Genomic DNA, 22,705 nt, shown 5'->3' on the forward strand with positions numbered 1-22,705 from the left:
CTAAGATTTAGACTAAGATTTAGACACTAAAAGTTAGTGTCTAAATCTTAGTGCCGAAAAATCAAACAAAGCGTCCAATCATTGTCTTCCATGGAAGTTTCACTTTAAGCTACTGATGTTAAAGCACTTAGCGTATGTGCTCACTTCTATAATCTAAAAAACCCTGTACCATGGAGCAGTCAATCAACTTTAAGGTCATGATAGTTTGAAGTTTTACGTTGTTTCCGATCTGCATCTCGACATTCACGGAATACGCCGTGATTTCTGGTATAGCTTCGATAACGAAGCCACTTTAGTCGTTGCAGGTGACACAGCGAACGGCCTCTCAGGCATGGCGTATGTGAAGAATGTACTTTGCCGCCACTTTAAGACTGTGATAATGATTGCAGGAAACCATGAATGGTATAGCAATAAGAGTAAATCCTACCGCCATAGAAGTACGTCCGTTGGGTGCAAATCTAGTGCTAACTCTGACGTTCTCAAAGATTCTAGGGGTTCCGTAATAGCCAAGCTTAAGGCTCATAGTGATACAACTGAAAACCTGTTCTTTTTGAATAATGAGTCAATAGATTTAGATGGATATAGCATTTATGGGGGAACTCTTTGGTTTCCTATTCACACATACTCGTCTGCACTGATTGATGCGTACTCAGAACTGATGAATGATACAAAGTACATAAGCCATCAAATGATTGAAGAGCAGCACAAAGCGTTCGTTAATGATTTCCCAGAAAAAGTGGATCTTGTTGTTTCACATCATCTTCCTTCCAAAGAAGCTTTCGCCGTAGAAGAAAATGCCAACAGTGTTTATGCTCCTTACTACCATGCAGGGCTAAGTAATGAGTTGATCTCAAGAGCTAGGTATTGGGTGGCAGGACATCAACATGATGCTGTAGAGAAAGTCATTGCTGACGGTAGGACCACATTTATTTCTAACCCCAAGGGTTCTGTCCGCTTAACCAATGGGTTACTTACTAACAAAGCTTATTACCTATAAGAGCTAGCCAGCAACAAACTTTGGCATCTGAAAGCCCGTTAGGGCTTTCTCACTGTGATCATTGATCACCTGTATGATCTAGACAAAAACTAGGTTAGTAACAAAATAAACAGAAAGCCCCAGTGGGACTTTCAACAACAATCTTTATTTAAGATTAGCTCTTAGCGACTGAGTACTTTTAATGTCTGGAAAAGGTAACGTTTCAGCGGAAGGTACAGCTGACAACGCTGGTGGAACATACCCAATCAACTCTTTCAATTTACTGCCCCAGGTTTCAAGCCCACCTAACTTATCGTCAAAATAGTCATAGCGATCATAGTGACGTGTACTCACATCTTGCAAGGCGTGATTTTGAATACGATCTCTAACCTCTTTGCTGATTCGGCATGCTCCCATTAAAGTTTTACATGTTCGACGCAAATCTTTAGGTACAAACTTATCGAACCCCACAGCATCACGATAACGAGTCACTGCACGACAAATGGAGCTAGTCTTCATGGGTTCTTCTGCATCTTTGGGGTTTGGAAAAACATATCGTCCACCACCAGAAAGCTCGTATTGTTTCTGAAGTATTTCAAAAGCCAATCCGTTCAACGGTACGATATGATCTTTTTTGTTTTTAGAACGCTCTTTGGTAATGCAGACAAACCTTTCTTTCCAATCAACATTCCACCATTCTAAGGTAATAACTTCATATGGTCGTTGCCCCCCTAGATAGATGCACAGTTGAAGTAAGTGCCTCAAATCTTGTCCAACAGGCACAACATCATAGTTTTCACGAAGGTCTTTTAGCAGGCGTCTTAACTCTCGCCATTCTAGGAATCGCTCACCAATACGCTCACCATCTTTTTGCTTTGGAATTGGTGCTGCTGGGTTGTATTTTATGGAAAATTTCGACTCTAAAGAGAAGTAGCGTGGATCGTTATCAAAGCGCATAGCATGGTTAAACGCCGCCATCACATAACTACGTACTCGATTGCTCTGAGTGATAGCTCCACGCTGGATCATCTTACTAATAACGTATTTAATATCATCCGTCGTTACATCACACGCCTTGGTGTTTTTGTCTATATATGGATAGAACTCTCGTACCAGTGCATTTCGGACCTCTTCATACGTTCTCTTTCCATCTATTTTCATCCGCTCAGTATAGCTATGGAATAGGTCATCAATGGTTCCTAAGCTTTTGCTCTCAGTATCAATTTTTTTCTGCTCACGCTCTTGTTGTTCAAGATGCAATTTAGGATCTTTTCCGTTGAGCAACAGTTGTGAGAAGACTTGGGCTTTCTCGCGAGCTTCTATAAGAGTCATGCTGCCAGCACGTGTGCTGAATAAACCGATAGAGATAAATTTTTCTTTCTGTCGCTGGTAGTAGCGAAAAACGAACTGCTTTTTCCCACTAGTGAAAATTTTTACTCCCAAACGCCCTGTACCTCGTTGACCTGATTGATCCCAGAGATAATAGGAATTTTTACTACTAGTCGCGGATTGAATTTTAGTAACAGTTAACATTCTGATTTGCTCTTGTCTTTTTCGGCGAAGTTAACTTTCTAGGCAAATAGATATAACCTAAAAGCAGCCAAAAATTATGTTGACAGATTTCCTTCCTAAGCAAAGCTAGGTCAGGTAATGGGTCAGACAAGAGAAAGGTGACATGGAAATCAATGCAAACTAACGCAACAAAGGAAAACCTGTAACCTTCTGAATTTACGGGAGATTAATAAGCTTTGCATACTCATAAAAATGAATCTGGTAGGACTCATAATCGATTGGTCCCCAGTTCAAGTCTGGGAGGGGCCACCAGTCATAGAAAGGCCTGAGAGGTTAGTAACCACTCAGGCTTTTTGCTTTTTATTTTGCTGTGTAGCATATATGTAGCAAATTAATCGCTGTTAAACGTCCTTTTGATTCGCACTCCCCACCTGCCATACCCATTCTCAAGTTCGATATCAGTGATAGCTCGCTTAAGCACAGCTTTCGAACAGTCCGCCTTTTGAATCCATCTCACAAAGTATGGCTTATCTAACACTTTGGACAATAGCGCACGAAAACCAAAACAGCCCTTGATACACTAGCCCAAAATCTACCAACTCGATGGCGTGTTAGGTGCCGACAACTGATCGGCGGTAGCATGGCTAAACATTGGATGCTTAACCAGCTTATCAGCTAGAGACTGCCAAAAGCGTGCGCGTTTATCCGTGACCGATTCACACTATCCCAAAACGGATGATTAAAAGAGTCGATAAGTCATGCGGTTACAGCTTGATACTTGGGGATAGTGTGAATACCTGAGTAGTGATAGGCGGCATGCTCACTTTCTCGGGAAAGTAGTATCCATTAGAAGTGAGAAATTCTATTGGTAACAGTTAGTTAGGTAGAAGAGAGTGCGGATAACGGTTTTGGGAAAATCGCGCATGAGCACTAATACAATGTTATATCATGAGGTAAGCATGTCAGAGAATTTAGATGATTTTGAGAATATCTACTTTCCAGAATTAAAGACCAAAGATGATGTTATGAAGTTTATAGAAAAAGGGATGTTCTTTAAGCAGAATCGAATAGAAGAGTTGTTCTATATAAGGTTTGTTGGTCTGAGAAAAAAAATACATAAGCTCCTGACTAATGAGATTTTAGACGATTTTGATTACAATATTTATGTTAATTCCATTCTAGTCGATTGCAGGGCATTATTTTTAGAAAATCCTAGATATAGATTTAATGGTACTTTGCAAAGTACGTACCGGGCTAGGAATCTCGGTGAGTATGCTGAAGGTATTGATGAATTCTTTGATAGAGAAGTTGTTGAAGGAAAATCTTTAAAAGTAGTTATTAAGGACTGGGTAGATAAAAAGTTGGTTCATATCGCTTATCTCGAGCCAGAGGACGAAATTTTATTTTACGAAAACATTCTATCAATTATTAATAGGGAAACTTTAGGCAATATTTTTCATGACATACTCATTATTGCTAGGCAATACGAAGAAATTCGAGAGTTGTATGGGGAGAATGTAGAAGAGCAAGTCGATAGAACCCTGTCGTGGTTGACTGGCTAACTATGATATAACAAATTAATGCAGCCGACCGCTACCGCGTCGGCTGATTAAGGCGTTAAGCATCTAGACGATTAGTTTATGCAAGAGTTGAATTTTCGAGCGCTAGAAAGTTTTTGTACTGCTTGGCTACGAAAAGCGGAACGAATAGACACTGAGCCACTGGAAGGCGTTTTTGATAGATTTTTTACTTTGTGGGTCGTGTTTAACCGGCTGTATGAAGAAGCGGGGAGAACTCTAGCCCATCGAGGTCATCCTATTTATCGTTCGTTCATTAAAAGGCGTGGGCCCAGAGTTTTTGCACCGCCTCCCGACAAAATATCAGCAACCAAGGGGATTACGGTTTTTGTTGGTCACCATCGATTAAGAGCTCACATCCAAGGAGATGCCGAGGCGATGCGTGGACTTGAATATATCCACGATGCAATTCGCAATGGAATGCTTTATTTGCACGAAAACCATGAAACTGGAGAACCTGACACTGAGAAAGATCTCGTTTTAGTAGACAAGGCTATAGGTGGCTGTGTGAAAAGCACTTTAACTCTAATATACCAAGCTCGGTGTAACCTTTTTCATGGTCAAAAGGCATTTACTGAAGCCCAACGGGAGCTTTTGATTGGAATGAGCTCCATATTAATCCAAGTGATTGAGTGCTCATTCTACGCTGTCGCGGAACGTGTGGAGCGTGCTTAACAAGGTGGTCAACGGGACGCCAACTACGTTGCGCTCCGTTGCCGCCCATTACCACTGGTGTTAGCTTTTTTTGGAGTTTGAGATTGATAATGAAGACTTGCTATATGTGTGAGAAACCTGCTGTATCGAGTGAGCATGTTCCTCCTAAATGTATATTCCCCGAATCTAAAGATGTAAAAGGAATAAATTTAAGGCAACACTTAATCACTGTGCCTAGTTGTGACGTCCACAATAGTGCAAAGAGTAAAGATGATGAATTTCTTATGGTTAGTCTGGCAGGAATATTTGGCAACAATTCTATAGGCTTCCAACACAAGTTTTCTAAAGTAAACCGTGCAATTAGGCGTTCTTCAAATCGCTTATTAGACGCCGCATTTACAAAACGTAAGCACTACAAATTGGAGCGAGATAATAAATTTCTTGAAGTTATTTGGGGAACATTCGACCATGTTAGATTGAACGACTGTTTTACTCATATAGCGTATGGACTCCATTTTCATCATTTTGAAAGACGGTTCAAAGGACAAGTTAAGGTAATTATGGGGTATCTGCATAGCAAAGATATGAGTAATAATAACTTTGTTCAGTTCATTAAAGATAGAGCGGCTATTGATTTAAAAGATGTTGAGAGATGTGGTAAAAATCCAGACGTCTTTTACTATCAATTTGTTGCGCCAGACGAACACGGTATATATCTGTTACATATGCGCTTCTATGGGGGGATTGATGTTTATGCTTCATTTTTGCCTGAAGATAAAACTAAGCCATATAACTTAGCACTTGAGTTAATGAATGAAGGCATCGAAACAGTAATAAATCTCGATGGTAAAGAGTACCATGTTAACGTAAAAAGCTAACAAATGAGCATGTGATCAATCACTAATTCTAGGCGAGGTTTTCACCCCACACTACGCCGTCTCTGAGCATCTAAAATTGGACGAATTTTCCGCAGAGCTCCACATTCACCCGTTCGCTTAACTTTAAATGGAAGTCTAAAGATTTAGTATGAAAGTAATATTTAGAAGTATTTTTATTGCAGTGATGGGATTTTCCTTTCTTTATACCAGTGCTGTTTTTTTAAAAATAGACGGCAGTGAATCTACTTTTATTAAGTTTTTGGGAGGGACTAAAAGGTTAGCGATACTAGGCATGTATGCTGGTTTCCTTTTATTGTTTATTTATGTACTTCAAAGACCTGATTCTAGGATAGGTAAAGGCCTAATGTTAGTTTTTGTGGGGGTTACATTTAGTACTTACTATCCAAGCTACATTTTGGATATTACGCCGATTCATATGGTGACTCATGACTTTGAGTCTTCGTTATATCTGTTAAAGCAGGTGTCATTGTTAGCAAGGCGTTAGCTGTAACTAATAAGAGGGATATCGACGATGGGGTGGAAAGGAACAGTTCGTTCAATCGGTGCAGCAGTTCGTGCTGCGGAACGAGATGCGAAAAGAAGACAAAGGGATCTTGAAAGGCAGCATAAGCAATATAAAAAAATGCAAGAATTAGAGCAGGCTGCTTACGAAGTGGAAGTCTATGAAAATCATATTGATGTAATCCAATCAGTCCACAAAGAATGTACCCCACCAATAGACTGGATTAAAATTTCTTCATCTACTCAACCTATCGAACCTCAAAGAAAAAATGATAATGAATCGGAAGCACGTCAATCTTTAGAATCCTATAAGCCTGGATTTATAGATCGTCTTTTCAAACGGGAGGAGAAGAAAAAAGCATTGCTTTCCCAAAAGGTTGATGTGGCTATTAAAAAAGATCAGGCTAACTATAAAGCTAGCGTTTCAAAATGGGAGAAAGAAACAGAGGAATGGAAAGAAAGTGTAGCTATAGCTAAAGCTCTTTTGGATGGCGAGGCAGAGGCAAAAATTGAAGCAATTGACAACCTCCAGCCATTCTCAGAAATATCAAATCTAGGCTCGAGTTTATCAATTTCTGTCCACGACAATGGAATTATAGAAGCAACAATTAATGTTCATGGAACTGAGATAGTTCCATCCGAAGCGAAAAGTTTACTAAAGAGCGGCAAGCTGTCTGTTAGAAAAATGCCAAAGGGAAGGTTTAATGAAATATATCAAGATTATGTATGTAGCTGTGTATTACGGGTAGGTAATGAGCTTTTTTCAGCTATTCCCGACAACCTTGTTATTGTCACGGCTATAGACGACTTGCTTAATTCCCAGACAGGTCACTTAGAGGAGGCTCCAATTCTGTCAGTCGCAGTGTCTCGTAGCACAATTGAACGCCTTAATTTAGGAGCTATTGACCCATCAGATTCTATGGATAACTTTAAACACAATATGTCGTTCAAAAAAACTAAGGGCTTCGAGATAGTTGAACGTATAGATCCAGAGGCGCTAGATTGCGCATAATCCATCAGCTAACAAATTAGTCACCTGACACACTGATCCCAATTGAATTGCTCCGATTATCAACTAGGTAACTAACAGGCATATAGAGTCCTATGACCTTGTTCATCGATTTCACGTTGGACAATGCTCCGCCAACTTGTGCATCGTAATCACATAGTCTCAGCTGAGGACTGAGTAACTATTTGTATAGAAACACTGCTAGGTATCGTTGATACGTTGATTAAGTGTTTGTAGATGGCAAAAACAATTCGTCAGTACAGTTTGGTGAAGTTGAGCCAGGTTGGAAAATGAGTACTAAGATGAAAGTCTATAACTAATCTTTGCTATGGGAAATATAGCTCGCTGATGCTCCTAAATTTCCACATCACCTCGGTGTTAGCTAACATCAACAAGTTACAAGGAAGTGAAAATGATTGAAAGAGGGAATACAGTTTACCAAGTGTTTATGTTGACAATGTCGGTCTATATTTTGTGTGCGCTAACATTAGAAATGTTTGTTGTTGAAGATGACGAAATTAAATCGGTGCTGAGACGTATAGACTTAGTGGTTTGCTTTTTCTTCCTCTTGGATTTCTTTGTCAATCTCTTTTCTGCTGAAAGTAAGAAACAATATCTTAAATGGGGTTGGATAGATTTGGTGGCTTCTATTCCAACTTTGGATACTCTGAGATGGGGCCGTTTGGCAAAAATGGTTAGGATTATTCGTTTCTTACGCTCTTTGAAATCAATAAGGTATATCTATCAATCAGTAAGAACTAGTCGTGTCCAAAGCATTACAGTGTTCGTGTTCTTAGTCTCATTTTTCTCGTTTACAGTTTGTTCAGGATTAATATTACATTTTGAACGAGAGGTTAATGCTGAACTTAGTACTGCATCTGATGCTTTATGGTGGGCTTTTCTTAATATTATGAATGCAAAAATTAGTGTGACACTGGCTCTAACAAGTGCTGGTCAAATAATGACACTTCTACTAAATAAGATCGGCCTTTTGATATTTGCATATTTCAATGGAATCATAATTTCTTGGTTGGTGCAGAAAAGAGTAGAGTTCAAAGGGAACGCTACTAGCTAAAAAAATAAGAATAAGTGTCGCGAAGCCGACACTTTATTTGGGTGTTGAACAAGCCCGTTGCTTTATTAAGTAAATAGCTCGAATGCGCATAGTTAGGCGCTGCCTATGATATTTTTTCAGCGTGTGTATAGGTATCGGTGAGTTTGGTCATCTGATTAGAGGTTTAATAGACACTTCTAAGTACGGATCGACGATTATGTGGTTCTGTGGTGAATCGTAGACACATAACCATGAACCTCCTCTGGCTAGTTATACATCTGCGAAGAAATAAATATAAATGCCAGCCATAAAAAATAACCAATTCAACAACATGAACACATCATTAATGATTTTTTTGTTCCTTCGCCTGTGTCTAACAAATGGATAAACTAGACAGAAGTATGAAAATACACCACCAGCACCTATGCTAACCATAGCAATGTTATTTGTTCTCTTAAATTTTTCTGGGTTTTTAGCTAAGTTATCAACTAAATCATTAACGTGCTTCTTATCGCCTAAAGAGTAAATGATAAGGTGGTAAAAATAGACGAACATCCACACCAAAAAAAACACACCCACACATTGTTTCATGTCTAACATCCCAGCTCCCTCTCCCTAAAAAATAGAGCTAACACTAAAGTCATTGAACCTCTCTTTGTTTATGTACTCTTCGACACTGCCGGAAATGCAGTTTTATATATTAATCTCGGTTTATTCAAGGGTTTGATATAATAAAAAGCATGACTTTCTGGTTGTTACGCAAGTTGACACATTGATACGAAACTGGAATCTGATGCTGTCGCAGTTGAGCTCTGAGGAATCCCCTGACGATTTTATCTAAATCATCAGAGGATTCCTCAGAGCTACGCCACTAACCAAGCCACCGGCAACCGCCAGAACAGGATCTTATGCGGTTACGTCAACCATCATTTAAGTTAAATACTTACCAATCACCATTAACACAAAAGATAAAATGTAACTCCACATACCTAGTGCATTAACCCACATAAACACTTTAAACTTAATGGAGTTAGTTTTTGCACGCTTACGAATGAATGGGTATTTTACCCAATAATGGAATAACCTTGTGCCAATATAAGCAGAAAGCATACACATTCTATTAGCATGCAATTTATCCACATTCTTAGAGAGTTGGTTGTCTATAAAAACGATTCTTTGAGGGTCACCTAAAGAAACCATTGCACTCATAATTGCTCCAGGAACCGACCAAACAATGGCATAGTAAAAGAAAAAAAATGCTACATCCTTAATCATAATTAAGAACTCCAAGCATACATTTCATCTACAAACCATTTGCTAGCAGTTGCTCCAGCGATACCACCAATAGCACCATCAACAACAAAAGAACCGATTGCAGCAATGGCAAGTACAGGGGTAGAAGTTACACCGACAACTCCTAGAACAAGTAATACACCAGAGGTCATCGCTGCACCACCAACCCCTCCTCCATATATACCACCAATAAACCCACCAGCTTTACGGGTTATTGTCTGACCACAATCTCCGGCTCCATCGACCTTGTACGCCTCATAGACATTATCCACACCACTGGCAAAACCGAGCACTAGCCCGACATACCCCAAACCTCTAGCGGCGGAAATCCCTATCGCTATATTGCCAATACGCTTGCCCAACTCTTTCGTCTCTGATTCAAACTTAACCATTTAAGTTAAATCAGAATGAAATTCCTAGGCCTTTCTCAAGGAAGGCGAGAAAGAAAACCATTATCCAACTCCACGTTCCTACTGAATTACCCCACATAAATATTTTAAACTTAATAGAGTCAGTGGTTGCACGCTTACGAATAAATGGATATTTCACCCAATAATGAAACAGTCTTGCATTGATGTAAGCAGATAGCATGCACATCTTATTCGCATGCAATTTATCCACATTCTTAGAAAGTTGATGATCTATAAAAACGATTCTTTGAGGATCTCCCAATGAAATAATAGCCACCATAATTACAGCGGGAATAGACCAAACAAGGGCATACCCCCCAAAAATAACTACTAGCCAATCCAACATAGATTTACCTCAAAGCTGACTCTGCACTCTCATATATAAAGTCCGCCCCCCACTTTCCTGTAGCTGAACCAGCAATTCCACCAATAGCACCACCAACAACAAAAGAGCCTATTGCAGCAATGGCAAGTACAGGGGTAGAAGTTACACCGATCACTCCCAGAACAAGTAATACTCCAGAAGTCATCGCAGCACTACCAACCCCTCCCCCAGATATACCACCAATAAACCCGCCAATTTCACGGGTTGTTGTCTGACCACAATCTCCCGTTCCATCGACCTTGCACGCCTCATAGACATTATCCACACCACTGGCAAAACCGAGCACTAGCCCGACATACCCCAAACCTCTAGCGGCGGAAATCCCTATCGCTATATTGCCAATACGCTTGCCCAACTCTTTCACAAAGCCTGTTTTTAATATTTCATCCGCATTATGAATGACAGACTTCGTGGAGAGTTTTAGATTACGCTTGATTTGCGTGTAAACAGGGAGCTGAACGTTACGCTTGGAGAGTATTGCAAAAGAGCCATCAAGCTTTTTAAACAACGCCGCACGGTCAGCAACAAATGCGCCGTAATTCATGCCTCCAGTACGGCTCGCCATAGCCACTTGAGAAGCATAAAGAGTATTTATTTCTAACAGGACATTTTGAATGTTCTTTAAGTTTTGTTGGACAAGCGCAGACGTTGCCCCAACGCCCGTCGCCACTTGAGCGTAATAATCCGTTGGCAATCCATCTTTACGGATTCTTTCATCTAGTTGATGAGAAAAAAGCTCAAAGTGACGGTTAAGCGTGACCACTTCCTCATCCAGAAGTTTGCCTAATTCAGCACTGGCGATCTTGGCTTCTTCTATCCACTTATCGAGTAACTCCTGCTCGTGTTGTTTTTCTGGTTTCGTTGTTGGCAGTAAAACAATCTCACCCTGACGCACAGGCTCATTGAGGTGTGCATTACACTGCTTGATGGTTTGCTTTTGCTCTGTGGTGGTTTCAGAGGTAAAAAGACTGTTCCACAAGGCAGATTGTGATTGAGTAACCGGTGATTGCATCCAACCTAGCTCAAAGCTGACTTTATTTTGAAGCTGTTGCCATTCCTTTTCTCGTTCTTGAAGCCGCTCTCTACGCTGTCTTTCAACTTTTTCTCTGGGAGATTCTTTGGTGGCGACGGGCTCCTTTACCTCGTTTTTTACTGGCATCAACGAGCCGGTGGGCGCAAAATTGCTAGCCGTCGCGCTTTCTACTGCCGCCTTTGACGCGGCCGATTGCCTAGCCATCTCACAACTCGTACAACGACACACTGACGGGTTGGGATGCATCAAAGGACACCGATGAGGCTTAGAAGGGTCAAAGATATCGGGTAAGCTCATATCACTTTCCACGCAGTTGAAATGAATATGCGCATCGTATCATTACAGAGACGATAAATTGGTGCGTAATATTTTGGACATATGTTAAATGGTCAACATCCCTATCAAAAACGCCTCTTAGAAGCGCCTCAGTATCGCCCTCTACTTGCCCAAACTCATAAGCCATGAGTTCGGTCAGTCGAATTACTTTGTAACCCACTGCATTGTCCGCCAGTCAATAATCATGGCGATGCATTCTACTCCGCAAGCTAGATTTTTGGATACTTTTGTCGTCATCGTTAGGTTAACTCTGACCAAACCGTGAATTGGGTCCAATAGATTTATTGATCGGGCCTTTAATAATCAGCCAAAGCTACGGCGTATACACATGTGGACGACTTATAATGATGCTCTGTATTGCAATAAATGTGGAGAAGTGTTGTGGCTGCCTCAAATTGGCCACGGTGTTAGAGCGTGTGAGAACAGGGAACAGTTCAGCAAAGGCAGAGCAATCAAATTCGATAATTGCGGCTTGATGGTTTTGTAATGGCTTCTGCCCATAGTTCGAACTCCGTATGCATTCCCACGCGGGAGCGTGGGAACGAGTAAAAAAACACATACAAAAAACGCAGCCCCATGGCTGCGTTTTGGCTTTCTATCCCCAGTCCATCATTATTCTGTCGGTTCGATGGTCAGTGGTTCCCAGGTGGCGGTGGTGTTGCCGCCGGCGCTGGGGTGGTCGCGGTATTCGCGGTCTTTGAGTAGGGTGTAGTACACATCCACAAAGTCATCATCGTTGGTGAGCCAGCCGTCGGGGATGGCTTCAATGATTTTGCCGGTGATCTTGGTGATCACGCCATAGGCTTGCACCTCTAAATCTGGAATGGCGGCAATGATGTCGCTCGCCACCTCGTTTAACTTCAAGGCCAATTCTTTGTAGTTGGTGCCGTCGTCTTGCTCCATCAAGATCACGTCCGCCGCGCCCCAGCGATAACGCTCCCAGTGGATCATCACTTGATTAGGGTGATAGGTGGTTTGGTCGTAATCCAAATAAGGCATATCGACAATATCTAGCGTGGGCTCGTCACGGCTGGGGTTCACGCCGGTGACAATCGCGTATACCTCGGCCGCGCCGGAGATCCAAGGCTCTTGGTCGTCTTCAAGGCGGATTGATTTGAGCACTGTGGTGTCAATGGGCTCGGCCGGCCCTTGTGCCATCATTGGCGCGTGACGACGCATACGGGGCGCTGGGGCTTGCTCGGCCAGGGTGCGGCGCATCACTTCTAGGCCAGCTTTAAGTGAGGCTTCACCATTGGCATCAACTACCAAAATAGGACGGTCAGGCAACTGATGAACGTCTAGCCAGTGCACCTTGCCGTTGGTGTCGTAGGCTTCAATCTGGGTCCAGGTTTTATCATCGCCTGCTGGCTCAAAGGCAAACAGTGGGGCTTGGCCAGCTTGCCAGCGTGCGAGCATGCTGGGGTCTGCCAGACGCACTTCAAGCAACTGTTCGGCGACCTCTTCGACCCCTTGTGCCTCTCGCAAGGCACGGTCGGCCGCGCGCAGTTGATCATTAAGCTGATGTGCACGCGTTTGGGTGAGACTTTGTAGCGACGCATTCAGGCCATAGGCATTAATGCTACGGTGGAGCACAGGCGCTAATAGCGCATAATCTTGACTAAGTTGTTTGGCGGTGTCGCGTTTTATATCAACCACTGAATTATCGGCATTGGCCGCAAAAGCGGGAGTCAAAGCTTGGGTGATGCCAGCCAATAATAGGGCAATGAGCGTATTTTTCTTCATCGCGTTTCCTTTTAGTTGTGTTTCCAACTGACGCCAGCGGATGCTGACTAAGGCCATCATGCGACGTAAATGAGAAATAATGCTATTTAGAAAATAATGTGATGTGAGCCGAGTTCATAAAAAAGGCGCAACTGCGGCATGAAATTAGTCACTTTTGGTACCAAAGTGTGCGAGTGGCAAAAAACGCCCGGCCAAGTGGCCGGGCGTTAAAGCGAAAAGGCGTGAGGTTAAATGCCGTCGCGTTCGAGTGGGCAGCTCATACAACGCGCGCCACCGCGGCCACGACCTAGTTGGTCGCCCGGGATCGAGAGCACCTTGATTCCGGCTTTGTCGTATTTCTCGTTGGTGTAGGTGTTGCCTTCATAACCAATCACAACCCCAGGTTTGACCGTGAGCACGTTGTTGGCATCGTTCCATTGTTCGCGCTCAGCAGCATAGCTGTCACCGCCGGTGGTAATGATGTTCAGCGGGCCAACGTCGAGTGCTTTTTCAATCGCGGTGAGGTAGCAAGACTGCGCTTCCACGTTAAGGCTGTCTTCGCCTTTGCGGGTTAGGCGCCAGCATGGCAAGTCGGGACGCATCACAGTGGGGTAAACCGAGAAGGTGTGCACGTCCATGTGGGTCATCACCGTATCTAGGTGCATGCACGAGCGGTTTTTCGGCAGTTGCACTGCAATCACTTCTTTGGCTTGGCCACTAAACAGCAGGCTGCGTGCCAGCTGCTCAACCCCTTGTGGGGTGGTGCGCTCGGACATACCAATTAACACCGCGCCGCGGCCAATAACTAGCACATCGCCGCCTTCAATCATGGCGTTGTCGTAGTCACGTACTTCATCGCCGAGGTAATTAATAAACGGGTTATCGGCAAATTCAGGGTGCCAGCGGTAAATGGCACGTAGGTGGTTGGTTTCACGTTGGCGCGCCGACTTGGCCATGGGGTTGAGTGATACGCCGCCATACACCCAGCACGAGGTGTCGCGGGTAAATAGGTGGTTAGGCAGCGGCTCAATCACAAAGTCGGTCTTATCGTGCATGGCCTGCATCATCGAGGATGATTGCACGGGCAAGTCGATATAGCTTAAACCGCCAAGTAGAATGTCAGCCAGGGTGTTGTGGTCAATGTCCGCCATATAAGCGCGTACATCACTGGCGAACTGATAACCGAGACGATATTGATTGAGTTGGGTGTCGAGCAGCCATTGCTTGGCTTCTGGCACCGCGAGGGTTTCGACCAGTAAATCGTGAAGTAGGTAAACGTGTACGCCTTGGTCGGTCAGTGTGCGGGCGAACATATCATGCTCTTCGCCCGCGCGCTCAACGGCCAATACATCATCAAACAGCAGTTCATGGCAGTTAGATGGCGTCAGGTGGTTCAACGCTCGTTCAGGGCGGTGAAGCAGTACACGCTTCAGTTGCCCAACTTCGGATCCAACGTAAAACTCACTCATGGTAGGTCCTCTTTTTCCTTAATACGGGCCAGGTAATGAGACAAACAGCGCTTTGCACACACGGGAGGTGTACTCACCGGTTAGGTGGGAATGCAGGCCGTTTACACAGGGTGGGCGTGTCTCATCTCCTCCTTGGATGCTCGAATAATGACAACCTTCTCGGGGGAGGTCAATGTTACAAATCACTAACAATCTCGCCGGACTAGCAAGGTCACAGAAATTTCATTAACTTGGCGGTTTTCTCATCAGTGACACTATGATGGAACGTGGCATTTTTTGCTAAACCGTGCCATATTGCGCCCGTATTCATTTTCTGGAGTCGCGTCTATGTCACAGGCTGAACTTATCGAACAACAACACCAAGAAACGCGGATGATCATCGAGGAGCTTCTCGCCGATGGCAGTGATCCTGATGCGCTGTATACCATTGAGCACCACCTGTGTGCCGATACCTTTGAAGCGCTGGAAGATGCGGCGGTAGAAGCCTTTAAAATGGGCTTTGAAGTGGCCGAGGCTGAAGAGCTTGAGCTGGAAGAGGGCGGCACTATTGTTTGCTTTGATGCAGTGATGGAAACGGCCTTGAATGCTGAGCGCATTGATGAGCAAGTTGAAAAGTTGGTGGCGTTAGCGGATAAGCACAACATTGATTACGACGGCTGGGGCACTTACTTCGAATCGGATGAAGACGACGCTCCCGAGAGCGAGTAACGCGCGATCGCCGAATAAAGCATACTGATTAAAGCCACGTTAACGTGGCTTTTTTTGTGCCTAGTGGGGTTAGAGCATCTTTATCATGGTGACTTCACAGCTATCGTGACCGGTGTTGCCCATGCGCGCACACGGGGTAAAGCCGAGTGATTGATACAAGGCAATAGCGGCGGTGAGGTTGGCGGTGGTCTCGAGATAACAGCGTTGATAGCCCCATGCACGGGCTGTTTCCATCGCCTGAATAGCTAATTGTTTCGCCATCCCTTTGCCTCGCAGTGCTGGCAAAAAATACATTTTTTGCAGCTCGCATACGCTATCGTGTCCAGGCAAAGGGGCAATACCGCCACCGCCGAGGATCTCCCCATCGGCTTCAATCACCCAATAGGCCGCTTGCGGGTGCGTATATTGCTCGCTAAGGCAGTCAAGGGTGGGATCAGCGACGCTAAACCCGGCATCGGCACTGAGACCATGCTCGGCAGAGACGCGACGAATCACATCGGCAATCGCCGGGTTATCGTTTGGTGTCATTAAACGCACGGTTAAAGGTGCGTGTGAGCTTGGCTCGTGTAAATCTTGGGGCCTATCCTGGGCCATGAATACACTCCGAATTATATATGTATCAATAAATTACCTCACCAGATGGCTTTTCACAACTGAGTGCCGCCGCAGCAAGATGCGTTTATGGTCGTCTTTTATTATTCCGCCTCATTCTTAAGATTGCCTTGTGTTATTTTTTCAGTGCTCTCTTGTTCTCCCCCCGTTGCGGGATATTGGTTGTATTTCTGTCTATTTTTTTAACCAAAACACTCAAGCTTGTGCCATAATTCCTGCCGGTTTTTTTGGACGTTGTAATGTTAATTAGCATTTATTATTGATTAAGAGATAAGTGAATGGAAAATCAGGTTAAATTTCATGGTCAGGGGAAAGAGTTCTTCGGCATATGGATTGTAAATATATTGTTGTCTTGTGTGACTTTGGGGATTTACTCGGCATGGGCAAAAGTACGAACCAATCAATATTTTTACGGTAATACAGACATTGCGGGCGATCGTTTTGGCTATCACGCCTYACCTAAACAAATTTTGATTGGCCGGATTATCGCAGCGGTGTGTGTATTGGTTTGGGTGATTGCTAATCAGCTTTTCCCCATTGCATCACTGGCTTTGCTAGCGATAGGGGTAGCCTTGATGCCCTGGTTAATTCGCAACAATATGCGCTTTGATGCCAGAATGACCAGCTACCGTAATGTTCGGTTCGACTTTACGGGCAAACTGTCAACCGCGTACCTGGTTTTCTTGGGGCTGCCGGTATTGTGCTATCTCAGCATAGGCGTGGTGTCGTTCTTTGGTGGCTCGCAACTGACTGGTGGCCATTTTGGCTTAGGCATCACACTCCTTTTACTTGCCATTGTGGTTGGCTTTTTGTCTTATGCATGTATTGCCTCGCAAGTCGCACGTTATTACCTCAATCACACTACCTATGGAAATCAACAATTTAAGGCTGAGGTAAGCTGGAAAATATTTGCCAAAACCTATCTGCAAGCCGGCCTTATTTGGTTTGGCCTTTCGGCGGTGGCTGGGATCGCAGTGGCCATTGTGATGGGAACCGATGTCAGTGCCTTCACATCGCCAAGCAGCGGCAGCTTCCAGTTACTAATCATCGGCGCTTACCTATTCTTAGCGCTGACGGTCATCATTATTAACGCTTTTATTCGTACTAGGATCCGCAACTATCTCTTTGGTCAAGTCGAAATCGGCGATAGCCCTGCCTATCAATTGGCGTCTCGCATGACAGTGGGGGGGCTTTTGTACTTACTGATGACGAACTTGGCGTTGCTGATTGTCACCATTGGTATTGCCACACCATGGGTAAAAGTGCGCACTGCGGCCTATCTTGCCAATGTGACCTTTGTTATCGGTGATTTGTCTCAGCTGCACGCTGAAGGCGAGGCGGTGACCAATAACAATGCCGTGGCTGACGAGGTGGCTAATGCCTTTGATTTAGGTGTAGGTATTGGATGAGTTGGCGAGGCATCTATCACCCTCCCCACAGTGCGACAAAGCTCGATGCTGAGCTAACGCTGGCTGATCGCCATGTGTATATCACCACTGAGCAGGGTGAACATGCTTGGCCACTTGCAGACATGGATGTGTCGGTACCGGTGGGAAATCTGCCATTGGTACTGACCTTTCCTGACGGGCAAACATTCATCCCTGATGAGAGTCAGTCTCTGGCCACTGCGCTTGGACCTTCGCGGCGCGGAAAGTGGTTGCATTGGTTGGAGCAGCACAAGTTAGCGATTCTGGCAAGCTTGCTGGTGGTAGTGTTATTGGTGGTGCTGCTGTTTAGCCATGGTTTGCCTGCTCTGAGTCGTAGCTTGGTGCCCTGGGTGCCTGATGAGGTCTCCCGCCAGATTGGTCAGCAAACTCAGGAGACCTTGGATGAGCATATGCTAGCGCCGACTGAGTTGAGTCAGGCAACGCAAGTGCAGGTGCAGCAACAGTTTGACGCTTTGGTCGGGCAGTTGCCGACGCTTCCTGTTGAGCCAAGGCTCGAGTTTCGGCAGTGGGAAGGCACTGCGAATGCGTTAGCACTCTCTGATGGCACTATTATTGTGACCGATGCGCTTGTCGCGTTAGCGGATACCCCCGCACAACTGAATAGCATCTTGTTGCACGAGGTGGGGCATTTGGCATACCAACACTCGCTGAAGTCCCTGGTGCGTGCCGCCCTGATCTCGACCACCGTTGCCTTGCTAACCGGTGAAAGCACGGGGTTAGCTGACAACTTATTGGGAGGTGGCGTGTTTTTGCTGACGCAAGGCTACTCACGCGACGATGAGCGAGAAGCCGATGCGTATGCCCAGCAACATATGACGGCTATCTATGGGAATGCGAATGCGATGAAGGTGATGTTTGAGCGGCTCGGTGAGGCAAATAATACGGGTAAACAGCTAGAGTGGTTAAGTACGCACCCTGGCATGAAAGCGCGGATTGAGGCGATTGAAAACGCGCGTTAAATGCTCGTGAGCAAGCGTAAACAATAAAAAACCATCAGCACCTTCAGCGTGCCGGTGGTTTTTTTAATGATGATGCCCCAAGTGAAGCGGTGCCGGTTTTACCGAATGGCGACGCTGCCACACCTTTTCATGGAAGAAGTACGCCAAGGTGTTGATGCTCGGCTCAACCAGCGCCAGTGCGCCACCGACTAGCCAATCGCCACTGATTAAATAGCCCACCAAAAAGGCAACGTTAAAGTGTATCACCGCAAAGCTGGCCGTTTTGACCGCTGGGCGCGCTTGGCGGCTAAGCTGCCAGAGTTTTTCATGAAGATAAAACGCGCCAGTATTGACGGTGGGCTCGGTCATCGCAATCAGGCTGCCAATGATGATATCGCCCGTTAGCACATAGGCGACGGTAAAGGCGATAGAAAAGTGGATAGCCGCAAAACTGAGTGTCTTCTTCATGGTGTAGCTCCTTATTGGCAACACGCGTTTAATCAACACTGACAGTATGTCGTGTCTTTGTCGATAAATAAAAACGGTTCTCACTATCTTTTAAATAGAGCAGAGCTATCAACGGCGATCAGTGCTAGGGATAACAAGCGTTTAAAAGCTGACCAAGCCAAGGTTGCGCTGAGGTGGGATATAAAAAAAGCCACACCGAGCGGTGTGGCTTGATAGGCTGAGTGAGCCGAGGATTATAGCGCGGCGATCGTCGCTTTTTGCTCGCCAAGCTTGGTGAGGCTCTCACGGTAGCCGTCGAGCTTTTCACGCTCTTTCGCCACCACGGCTTCAGGTGCTTTGGCGACGAAACTTTCGTTGCCCAGCTTGCCTTCAACACGCTTGATTTCACCTTCGACTCTGGCGATTTCTTTATCCAGACGTGCTAACTCGGCGTCTTTATCAATCAAGCCCGCCATCGGGATCAAGATCTCCGAGCTGCCGACCAACGCAGAGGCACACGCAGGCAAGGTTTCGCTACCGTCAAGCACGGTGAAGTTGCCGAGTTTTGCCAAGGCATTCAAGGTGGTGCGGTTGCGGGTGGCACGCTCAGCATCACGGCTATCCGCGGCTTTTAGCATCACTTCAAGCGGCTGGCTTGGCGCAATGTCGTATTCTGCGCGCAGGTTACGGATGCTGACAATAAACTGCTTCACCCATTCAATGTCTTCTGAGGCTTGCGCGTTAACACGGCTGGCATCAAATTGCGGCAACGGCTGGTTCATAATGGTGTCGCCGTCGACACCGTCAACCAGTGGTTTGACGCTCTGCCAAATCGCTTCCGTGATGTAAGGGATCACAGGGTGCGCTAGACGCAAGGTTTTTTCCAAGACGGTGATCAGGGTGAAACGGGTCGCACGTTGCTGTGCGTCGTCACCTTTCCACAGTACGGGCTTGGTGAGCTCTAAGTACCAGTCACAGAACTGGTGCCAGATAAACTCATACAAGACACCGGCCGCCATATCGAGACGATAGTTGTCGAGGTGAGTATTGAAGTCTTTCGCCGCTTGCTGGAACTGAGACTCGATCCACTGATCGGCCAGTGAGAACTGCATCTCGCCGCCGCTCATGCCGCAATCTTGCTCTTCGGTGTTCATCAGCACGTAACGGCTGGCGTTCCACAGCTTGTTACAGAAGTTGCGATACCCTTCAAGGCGCTTCATATCCCAGTTGATGTCACGGCCGGTTGAGGCCAATGCCGCGAGGGTAAAGCGCAGTGCGTCGGTGCCGTGGGCCTCGATGCCATTCTCGAAGGTTTTACGGGTCGCCTTTTCAATCTTTTCTGCCAGCTTCGGCTGCATCATGTTGCCGGTGCGTTTGGCAACCAAGTCATCAACACTGATGCCGTCAATCATATCGAGCGGGTCGAGTACGTTACCCTTGGATTTTGACATCTTGGCGCCACTTTCATCGCGGATAAGACCGGTCATGTAAATGGTCTTAAACGGCACTTGTGGCTTGCCGTTTTCATCTTTGATGAAGTGCATGGTCATCATAATCATGCGCGCCACCCAGAAGAAAATGATATCAAAGCCTGATACCAACACATCGGTGGGGTGGAAGGTTTTCAGTGCATCGGTATTTTCTGGCCAGCCTAGGGTGCCGAACGTCCAAAGCGCGGAGGAGAACCAAGTATCCAACACGTCTTCGTCTTGGCGTAGCGCGACGTCGTCGCCAATCTGGTTATCGCGACGCACTTCGTCTTCGTCACGGCCCACATAGACATTGCCTTGATCGTCGTACCACGCAGGAATGCGGTGACCCCACCAAAGCTGACGTGAAATACACCAATCTTGCACATCACGCATCCACGCGAAGTACATGTTCTCGTACTGCTTAGGCACAAATTGGATATCGCCGTCTTCAACAGCTTTTACCGCCGGCTCTGCTAATGGCGCGGTGCGCACATACCACTGGTCGGTCAGCATTGGCTCAATCACTACGCCGCCGCGATCGCCATACGGCACGGTCAGATCGTGATCTTTAATTTCATCCAATAAGCCCAGCGCATCAAATTCGGCCACGATCGCTTTACGTGCGGCAAAACGCTCCAGACCTTGGTAGTTTTCTGGCAGGGCACTATCGAAAGCATCACTTGGCTGGCCTTTATGGTCAAACACTTCAGCCTGATCGCGAATGTCCGCGTTCAAGGTCAGGATGTTGATCATCGGTAGCTGGTGGCGCTGGCCGACTTCGTAGTCGTTAAAGTCGTGCGCGGGGGTGATTTTCACACAGCCGGTGCCTTTTTCCATGTCGGCGTGCTCATCGCCCACAATTGGGATGCGACGATTGACCACTGGCAGCAATACGTGCTTGCCAATCAGGTCTTTATAGCGCGGGTCTTCTGGGTTGACCGCAACACCGGTATCGCCCAGCATGGTTTCTGGACGGGTGGTGGCCACCACGATGTAGTCTTTGCCTTCGGCAGTTTGGGCGCCATCAGCAAGTGGATAACGGAAATGCCACATGTGGCCTTTCTTATCTTTGTTTTCCACTTCTAAGTCAGAAATGGCCGTGTGCAGCTTAGGATCCCAGTTCACCAGGCGTTTACCGCGGTAAATCAAGTCTTCTTGGTGCAGGCGAACAAACACTTCTTTGACGGCATTGGAAAAGCCTTCATCCATGGTGAAGCGTTCGCGATCCCAGTCGACAGAGGCCCCTAGGCGGCGCAATTGTTGAGTAATGGTGCCACCAGATTCGCCTTTCCATTGCCAAATTTTGTCAACAAAGGCCTCACGACCGTAATCGTGTTTGGTTTTGCCTTCTTCGGCGGCGATCTTGCGCTCCACGACCATCTGCGTCGCGATACCGGCGTGGTCCGTTCCCACTTGCCATAGGGTATTTTTGCCCTTCATCCGTGCGGCACGGGTCAGGGTATCCATAATGGTATCCTGGAACGCGTGGCCCATATGCAGGCTACCGGTCACGTTTGGAGGCGGGATCATGATGCTGAATGCATCTTTGCTGGTATCACCATGAGGTCGGAAATAGCCTTCCTCTTCCCAGCGCTGATACAGCGCTTTTTCGATTGATTGTGGATTATATGTCTTTTCCATAGCGCTCTTGAAAGATCGTCAAGGTTTGGGCGATTGGTCGATGGCCAGGGTATGAAGTTGCAGGCCTGCCAGTCGGTATGCTTTATATCGGTGACGCGCGTGCTGTTTGAGCGTCTCATCGCAAGGGACGAAGTCTACCACTTGTGCAAACGAAGGCGCAAAATTTGATGGCTCTGTCGCCAAATTGATAAGCACGCTGCGATGACCCGTATGACGTACGCCAGGCCAGCCGATTTCCACCGGTGCGCCGCCTCGCGGCCCTTCACCGACCAAGTTATGGGGCAAAAATACATCCGGGTCACGTTGCCACAGTAGATCATCGAGTTGATGCGCTTGGGCTTGGTCGTGCGCGGCCAGGTAAATGCGTTGCCCTTGTTGATAGTAGTAAAAAGCCAGTTCGATAGCGGTTGCTACTATGATTTGTATGTCACGTTGTTGCGTGTCACTGTCTTTGCTTTCACGCGCTTGCTGTTCGGGTGTTAGCCCCGGGCGTTCGGTATCGTCGGCTGAATCAGTCGGCGATAGCAAATAAAAGGTGGCGGTGGGCATATACGCTCCTAAATATGAGAAACGGCCTCCGTCCCAAAAGCAGGGTGTCCGGGTAGCGCG

Annotated in this window: 21 protein-coding genes; 10 read left to right on the forward strand and 11 right to left on the reverse strand. The window is 46.0% G+C overall.

Annotated features, from left to right (window positions below; all coding sequences use genetic code 11):
• The first annotated feature begins 205 nt into the window (after nt 1–205).
• Entirely contained in the window at nt 206–997 is a 792-nt protein-coding gene (locus tag BZG72_RS07275; RefSeq protein WP_077666457.1) for a metallophosphoesterase, read from the forward strand.
• 144 nt (nt 998–1,141) lie between these two features.
• Here the strand turns inward: BZG72_RS07275 and BZG72_RS07280 are convergent, their stop codons facing one another.
• Nucleotides 1,142–2,509, reverse strand: coding sequence for a tyrosine-type recombinase/integrase (locus tag BZG72_RS07280; protein WP_077666458.1), 1,368 nt, complete (start codon nt 2,507–2,509; stop codon nt 1,142–1,144).
• A 938-nt stretch (nt 2,510–3,447) separates the two neighbouring features.
• On the opposite strand from BZG72_RS07280, the gene BZG72_RS07285 reads away from it, so the two are divergent.
• The 6 genes from BZG72_RS07285 to BZG72_RS07310 all read left to right on the forward strand — a co-directional run bounded on the left by BZG72_RS07285 (nt 3,448) and on the right by BZG72_RS07310 (nt 8,203).
• A complete protein-coding gene (locus BZG72_RS07285; protein ID WP_077666459.1) occupies nt 3,448–4,050 on the forward strand; it encodes a hypothetical protein in 603 nt (200 codons plus the stop codon).
• A 78-nt stretch (nt 4,051–4,128) separates the two neighbouring features.
• Nucleotides 4,129–4,740, forward strand: a complete 612-nt coding sequence (locus tag BZG72_RS07290) for a hypothetical protein (RefSeq protein ID WP_077666460.1) — start codon at nt 4,129–4,131, stop codon at nt 4,738–4,740.
• A gap of 104 nt (nt 4,741–4,844) precedes the next feature.
• Complete coding sequence (locus BZG72_RS07295) at nt 4,845–5,597, forward strand: hypothetical protein (protein WP_077666461.1); 753 nt, start codon at nt 4,845–4,847, stop codon at nt 5,595–5,597.
• Nucleotides 5,598–5,745: 148 nt separating this feature from the next.
• Nucleotides 5,746–6,102: a hypothetical protein gene (locus BZG72_RS07300; RefSeq protein ID WP_077666462.1), complete on the forward strand. Its 357-nt coding sequence runs from the start codon at nt 5,746–5,748 to the stop codon at nt 6,100–6,102.
• A gap of 27 nt (nt 6,103–6,129) precedes the next feature.
• Nucleotides 6,130–7,131, forward strand: coding sequence for a hypothetical protein (locus BZG72_RS07305; protein WP_077666463.1), 1,002 nt, complete (start codon nt 6,130–6,132; stop codon nt 7,129–7,131).
• 409 nt (nt 7,132–7,540) lie between these two features.
• Nucleotides 7,541–8,203: an ion transporter gene (locus BZG72_RS07310; protein WP_077666464.1), complete on the forward strand. Its 663-nt coding sequence runs from the start codon at nt 7,541–7,543 to the stop codon at nt 8,201–8,203.
• A 909-nt stretch (nt 8,204–9,112) separates the two neighbouring features.
• Here BZG72_RS07310 and BZG72_RS07320 read toward each other — a convergent pair.
• From BZG72_RS07320 to arcA, 6 genes are all read right to left on the reverse strand, one after another.
• A complete protein-coding gene (locus tag BZG72_RS07320; RefSeq protein WP_077578677.1) occupies nt 9,113–9,457 on the reverse strand; it encodes a hypothetical protein in 345 nt (114 codons plus the stop codon).
• Between the two features lie 2 nt (nt 9,458–9,459).
• A complete protein-coding gene (locus BZG72_RS07325) occupies nt 9,460–9,867 on the reverse strand; it encodes a hypothetical protein (protein WP_338013102.1) in 408 nt (135 codons plus the stop codon).
• Nucleotides 9,868–9,877: 10 nt separating this feature from the next.
• Nucleotides 9,878–10,231: a hypothetical protein gene (locus tag BZG72_RS07330; protein ID WP_077639370.1), complete on the reverse strand. Its 354-nt coding sequence runs from the start codon at nt 10,229–10,231 to the stop codon at nt 9,878–9,880.
• A 4-nt stretch (nt 10,232–10,235) separates the two neighbouring features.
• On the reverse strand, nt 10,236–11,507 hold the full coding sequence (locus tag BZG72_RS07335) for a hypothetical protein (protein WP_198930059.1): 1,272 nt from the start codon (nt 11,505–11,507) through the stop codon (nt 10,236–10,238).
• Between the two features lie 744 nt (nt 11,508–12,251).
• Complete coding sequence (locus tag BZG72_RS07340) at nt 12,252–13,382, reverse strand: DUF3103 family protein (RefSeq protein WP_077666466.1); 1,131 nt, start codon at nt 13,380–13,382, stop codon at nt 12,252–12,254.
• Between the two features lie 227 nt (nt 13,383–13,609).
• Nucleotides 13,610–14,830, reverse strand: a complete 1,221-nt coding sequence (gene arcA / locus BZG72_RS07345) for an arginine deiminase (RefSeq protein ID WP_077578681.1) — start codon at nt 14,828–14,830, stop codon at nt 13,610–13,612.
• 327 nt (nt 14,831–15,157) lie between these two features.
• Here arcA and rraB point away from each other — a divergent pair, with 327 nt between their 5' ends.
• Nucleotides 15,158–15,538: a ribonuclease E inhibitor RraB gene (gene rraB / locus BZG72_RS07350; RefSeq protein WP_077578682.1), complete on the forward strand. Its 381-nt coding sequence runs from the start codon at nt 15,158–15,160 to the stop codon at nt 15,536–15,538.
• 69 nt (nt 15,539–15,607) lie between these two features.
• On the opposite strand, the gene BZG72_RS07355 is transcribed toward rraB, so the two are convergent.
• Nucleotides 15,608–16,132 (reverse strand): GNAT family N-acetyltransferase, encoded by a 525-nt coding sequence (locus BZG72_RS07355; RefSeq protein ID WP_077638567.1) that lies wholly within the window; start codon nt 16,130–16,132, stop codon nt 15,608–15,610.
• A 296-nt stretch (nt 16,133–16,428) separates the two neighbouring features.
• On the opposite strand from BZG72_RS07355, the gene BZG72_RS07360 reads away from it, so the two are divergent.
• Nucleotides 16,429–17,559 (forward strand): YjgN family protein, encoded by a 1,131-nt coding sequence (locus BZG72_RS07360; RefSeq protein ID WP_077666467.1) that lies wholly within the window; start codon nt 16,429–16,431, stop codon nt 17,557–17,559.
• Nucleotides 17,556–18,557 carry a M48 family metallopeptidase gene (locus tag BZG72_RS07365; RefSeq protein ID WP_077666468.1) on the forward strand — a complete coding sequence of 334 codons (1,002 nt, stop codon included), beginning with the start codon at nt 17,556–17,558 and terminating at the stop codon, nt 18,555–18,557. Before BZG72_RS07360 ends, BZG72_RS07365 begins: the two co-directional genes overlap by 4 nt.
• 63 nt (nt 18,558–18,620) lie before the next feature.
• On the opposite strand, the gene BZG72_RS07370 is transcribed toward BZG72_RS07365, so the two are convergent.
• From BZG72_RS07370 to BZG72_RS07380, 3 genes are all read right to left on the reverse strand, one after another.
• Nucleotides 18,621–19,004 (reverse strand): DUF2061 domain-containing protein, encoded by a 384-nt coding sequence (locus BZG72_RS07370; protein WP_077666469.1) that lies wholly within the window; start codon nt 19,002–19,004, stop codon nt 18,621–18,623.
• 233 nt (nt 19,005–19,237) lie between these two features.
• Nucleotides 19,238–22,096 carry a valine--tRNA ligase gene (locus tag BZG72_RS07375; protein ID WP_077666470.1) on the reverse strand — a complete coding sequence of 953 codons (2,859 nt, stop codon included), beginning with the start codon at nt 22,094–22,096 and terminating at the stop codon, nt 19,238–19,240.
• Between the two features lie 18 nt (nt 22,097–22,114).
• The gene (locus BZG72_RS07380; protein ID WP_077666471.1) at nt 22,115–22,645 is read right to left on the reverse strand and encodes a DNA polymerase III subunit chi; all 531 of its coding nucleotides are present in this window, start codon (nt 22,643–22,645) and stop codon (nt 22,115–22,117) included.
• Nucleotides 22,646–22,705: the final 60 nt, after the last annotated feature.

The sequence above is a fragment of the Salinivibrio sp. PR6 genome (genome assembly GCF_001995955.1).
GTDB classification, from domain to species: domain Bacteria; phylum Pseudomonadota; class Gammaproteobacteria; order Enterobacterales; family Vibrionaceae; genus Salinivibrio; species Salinivibrio siamensis.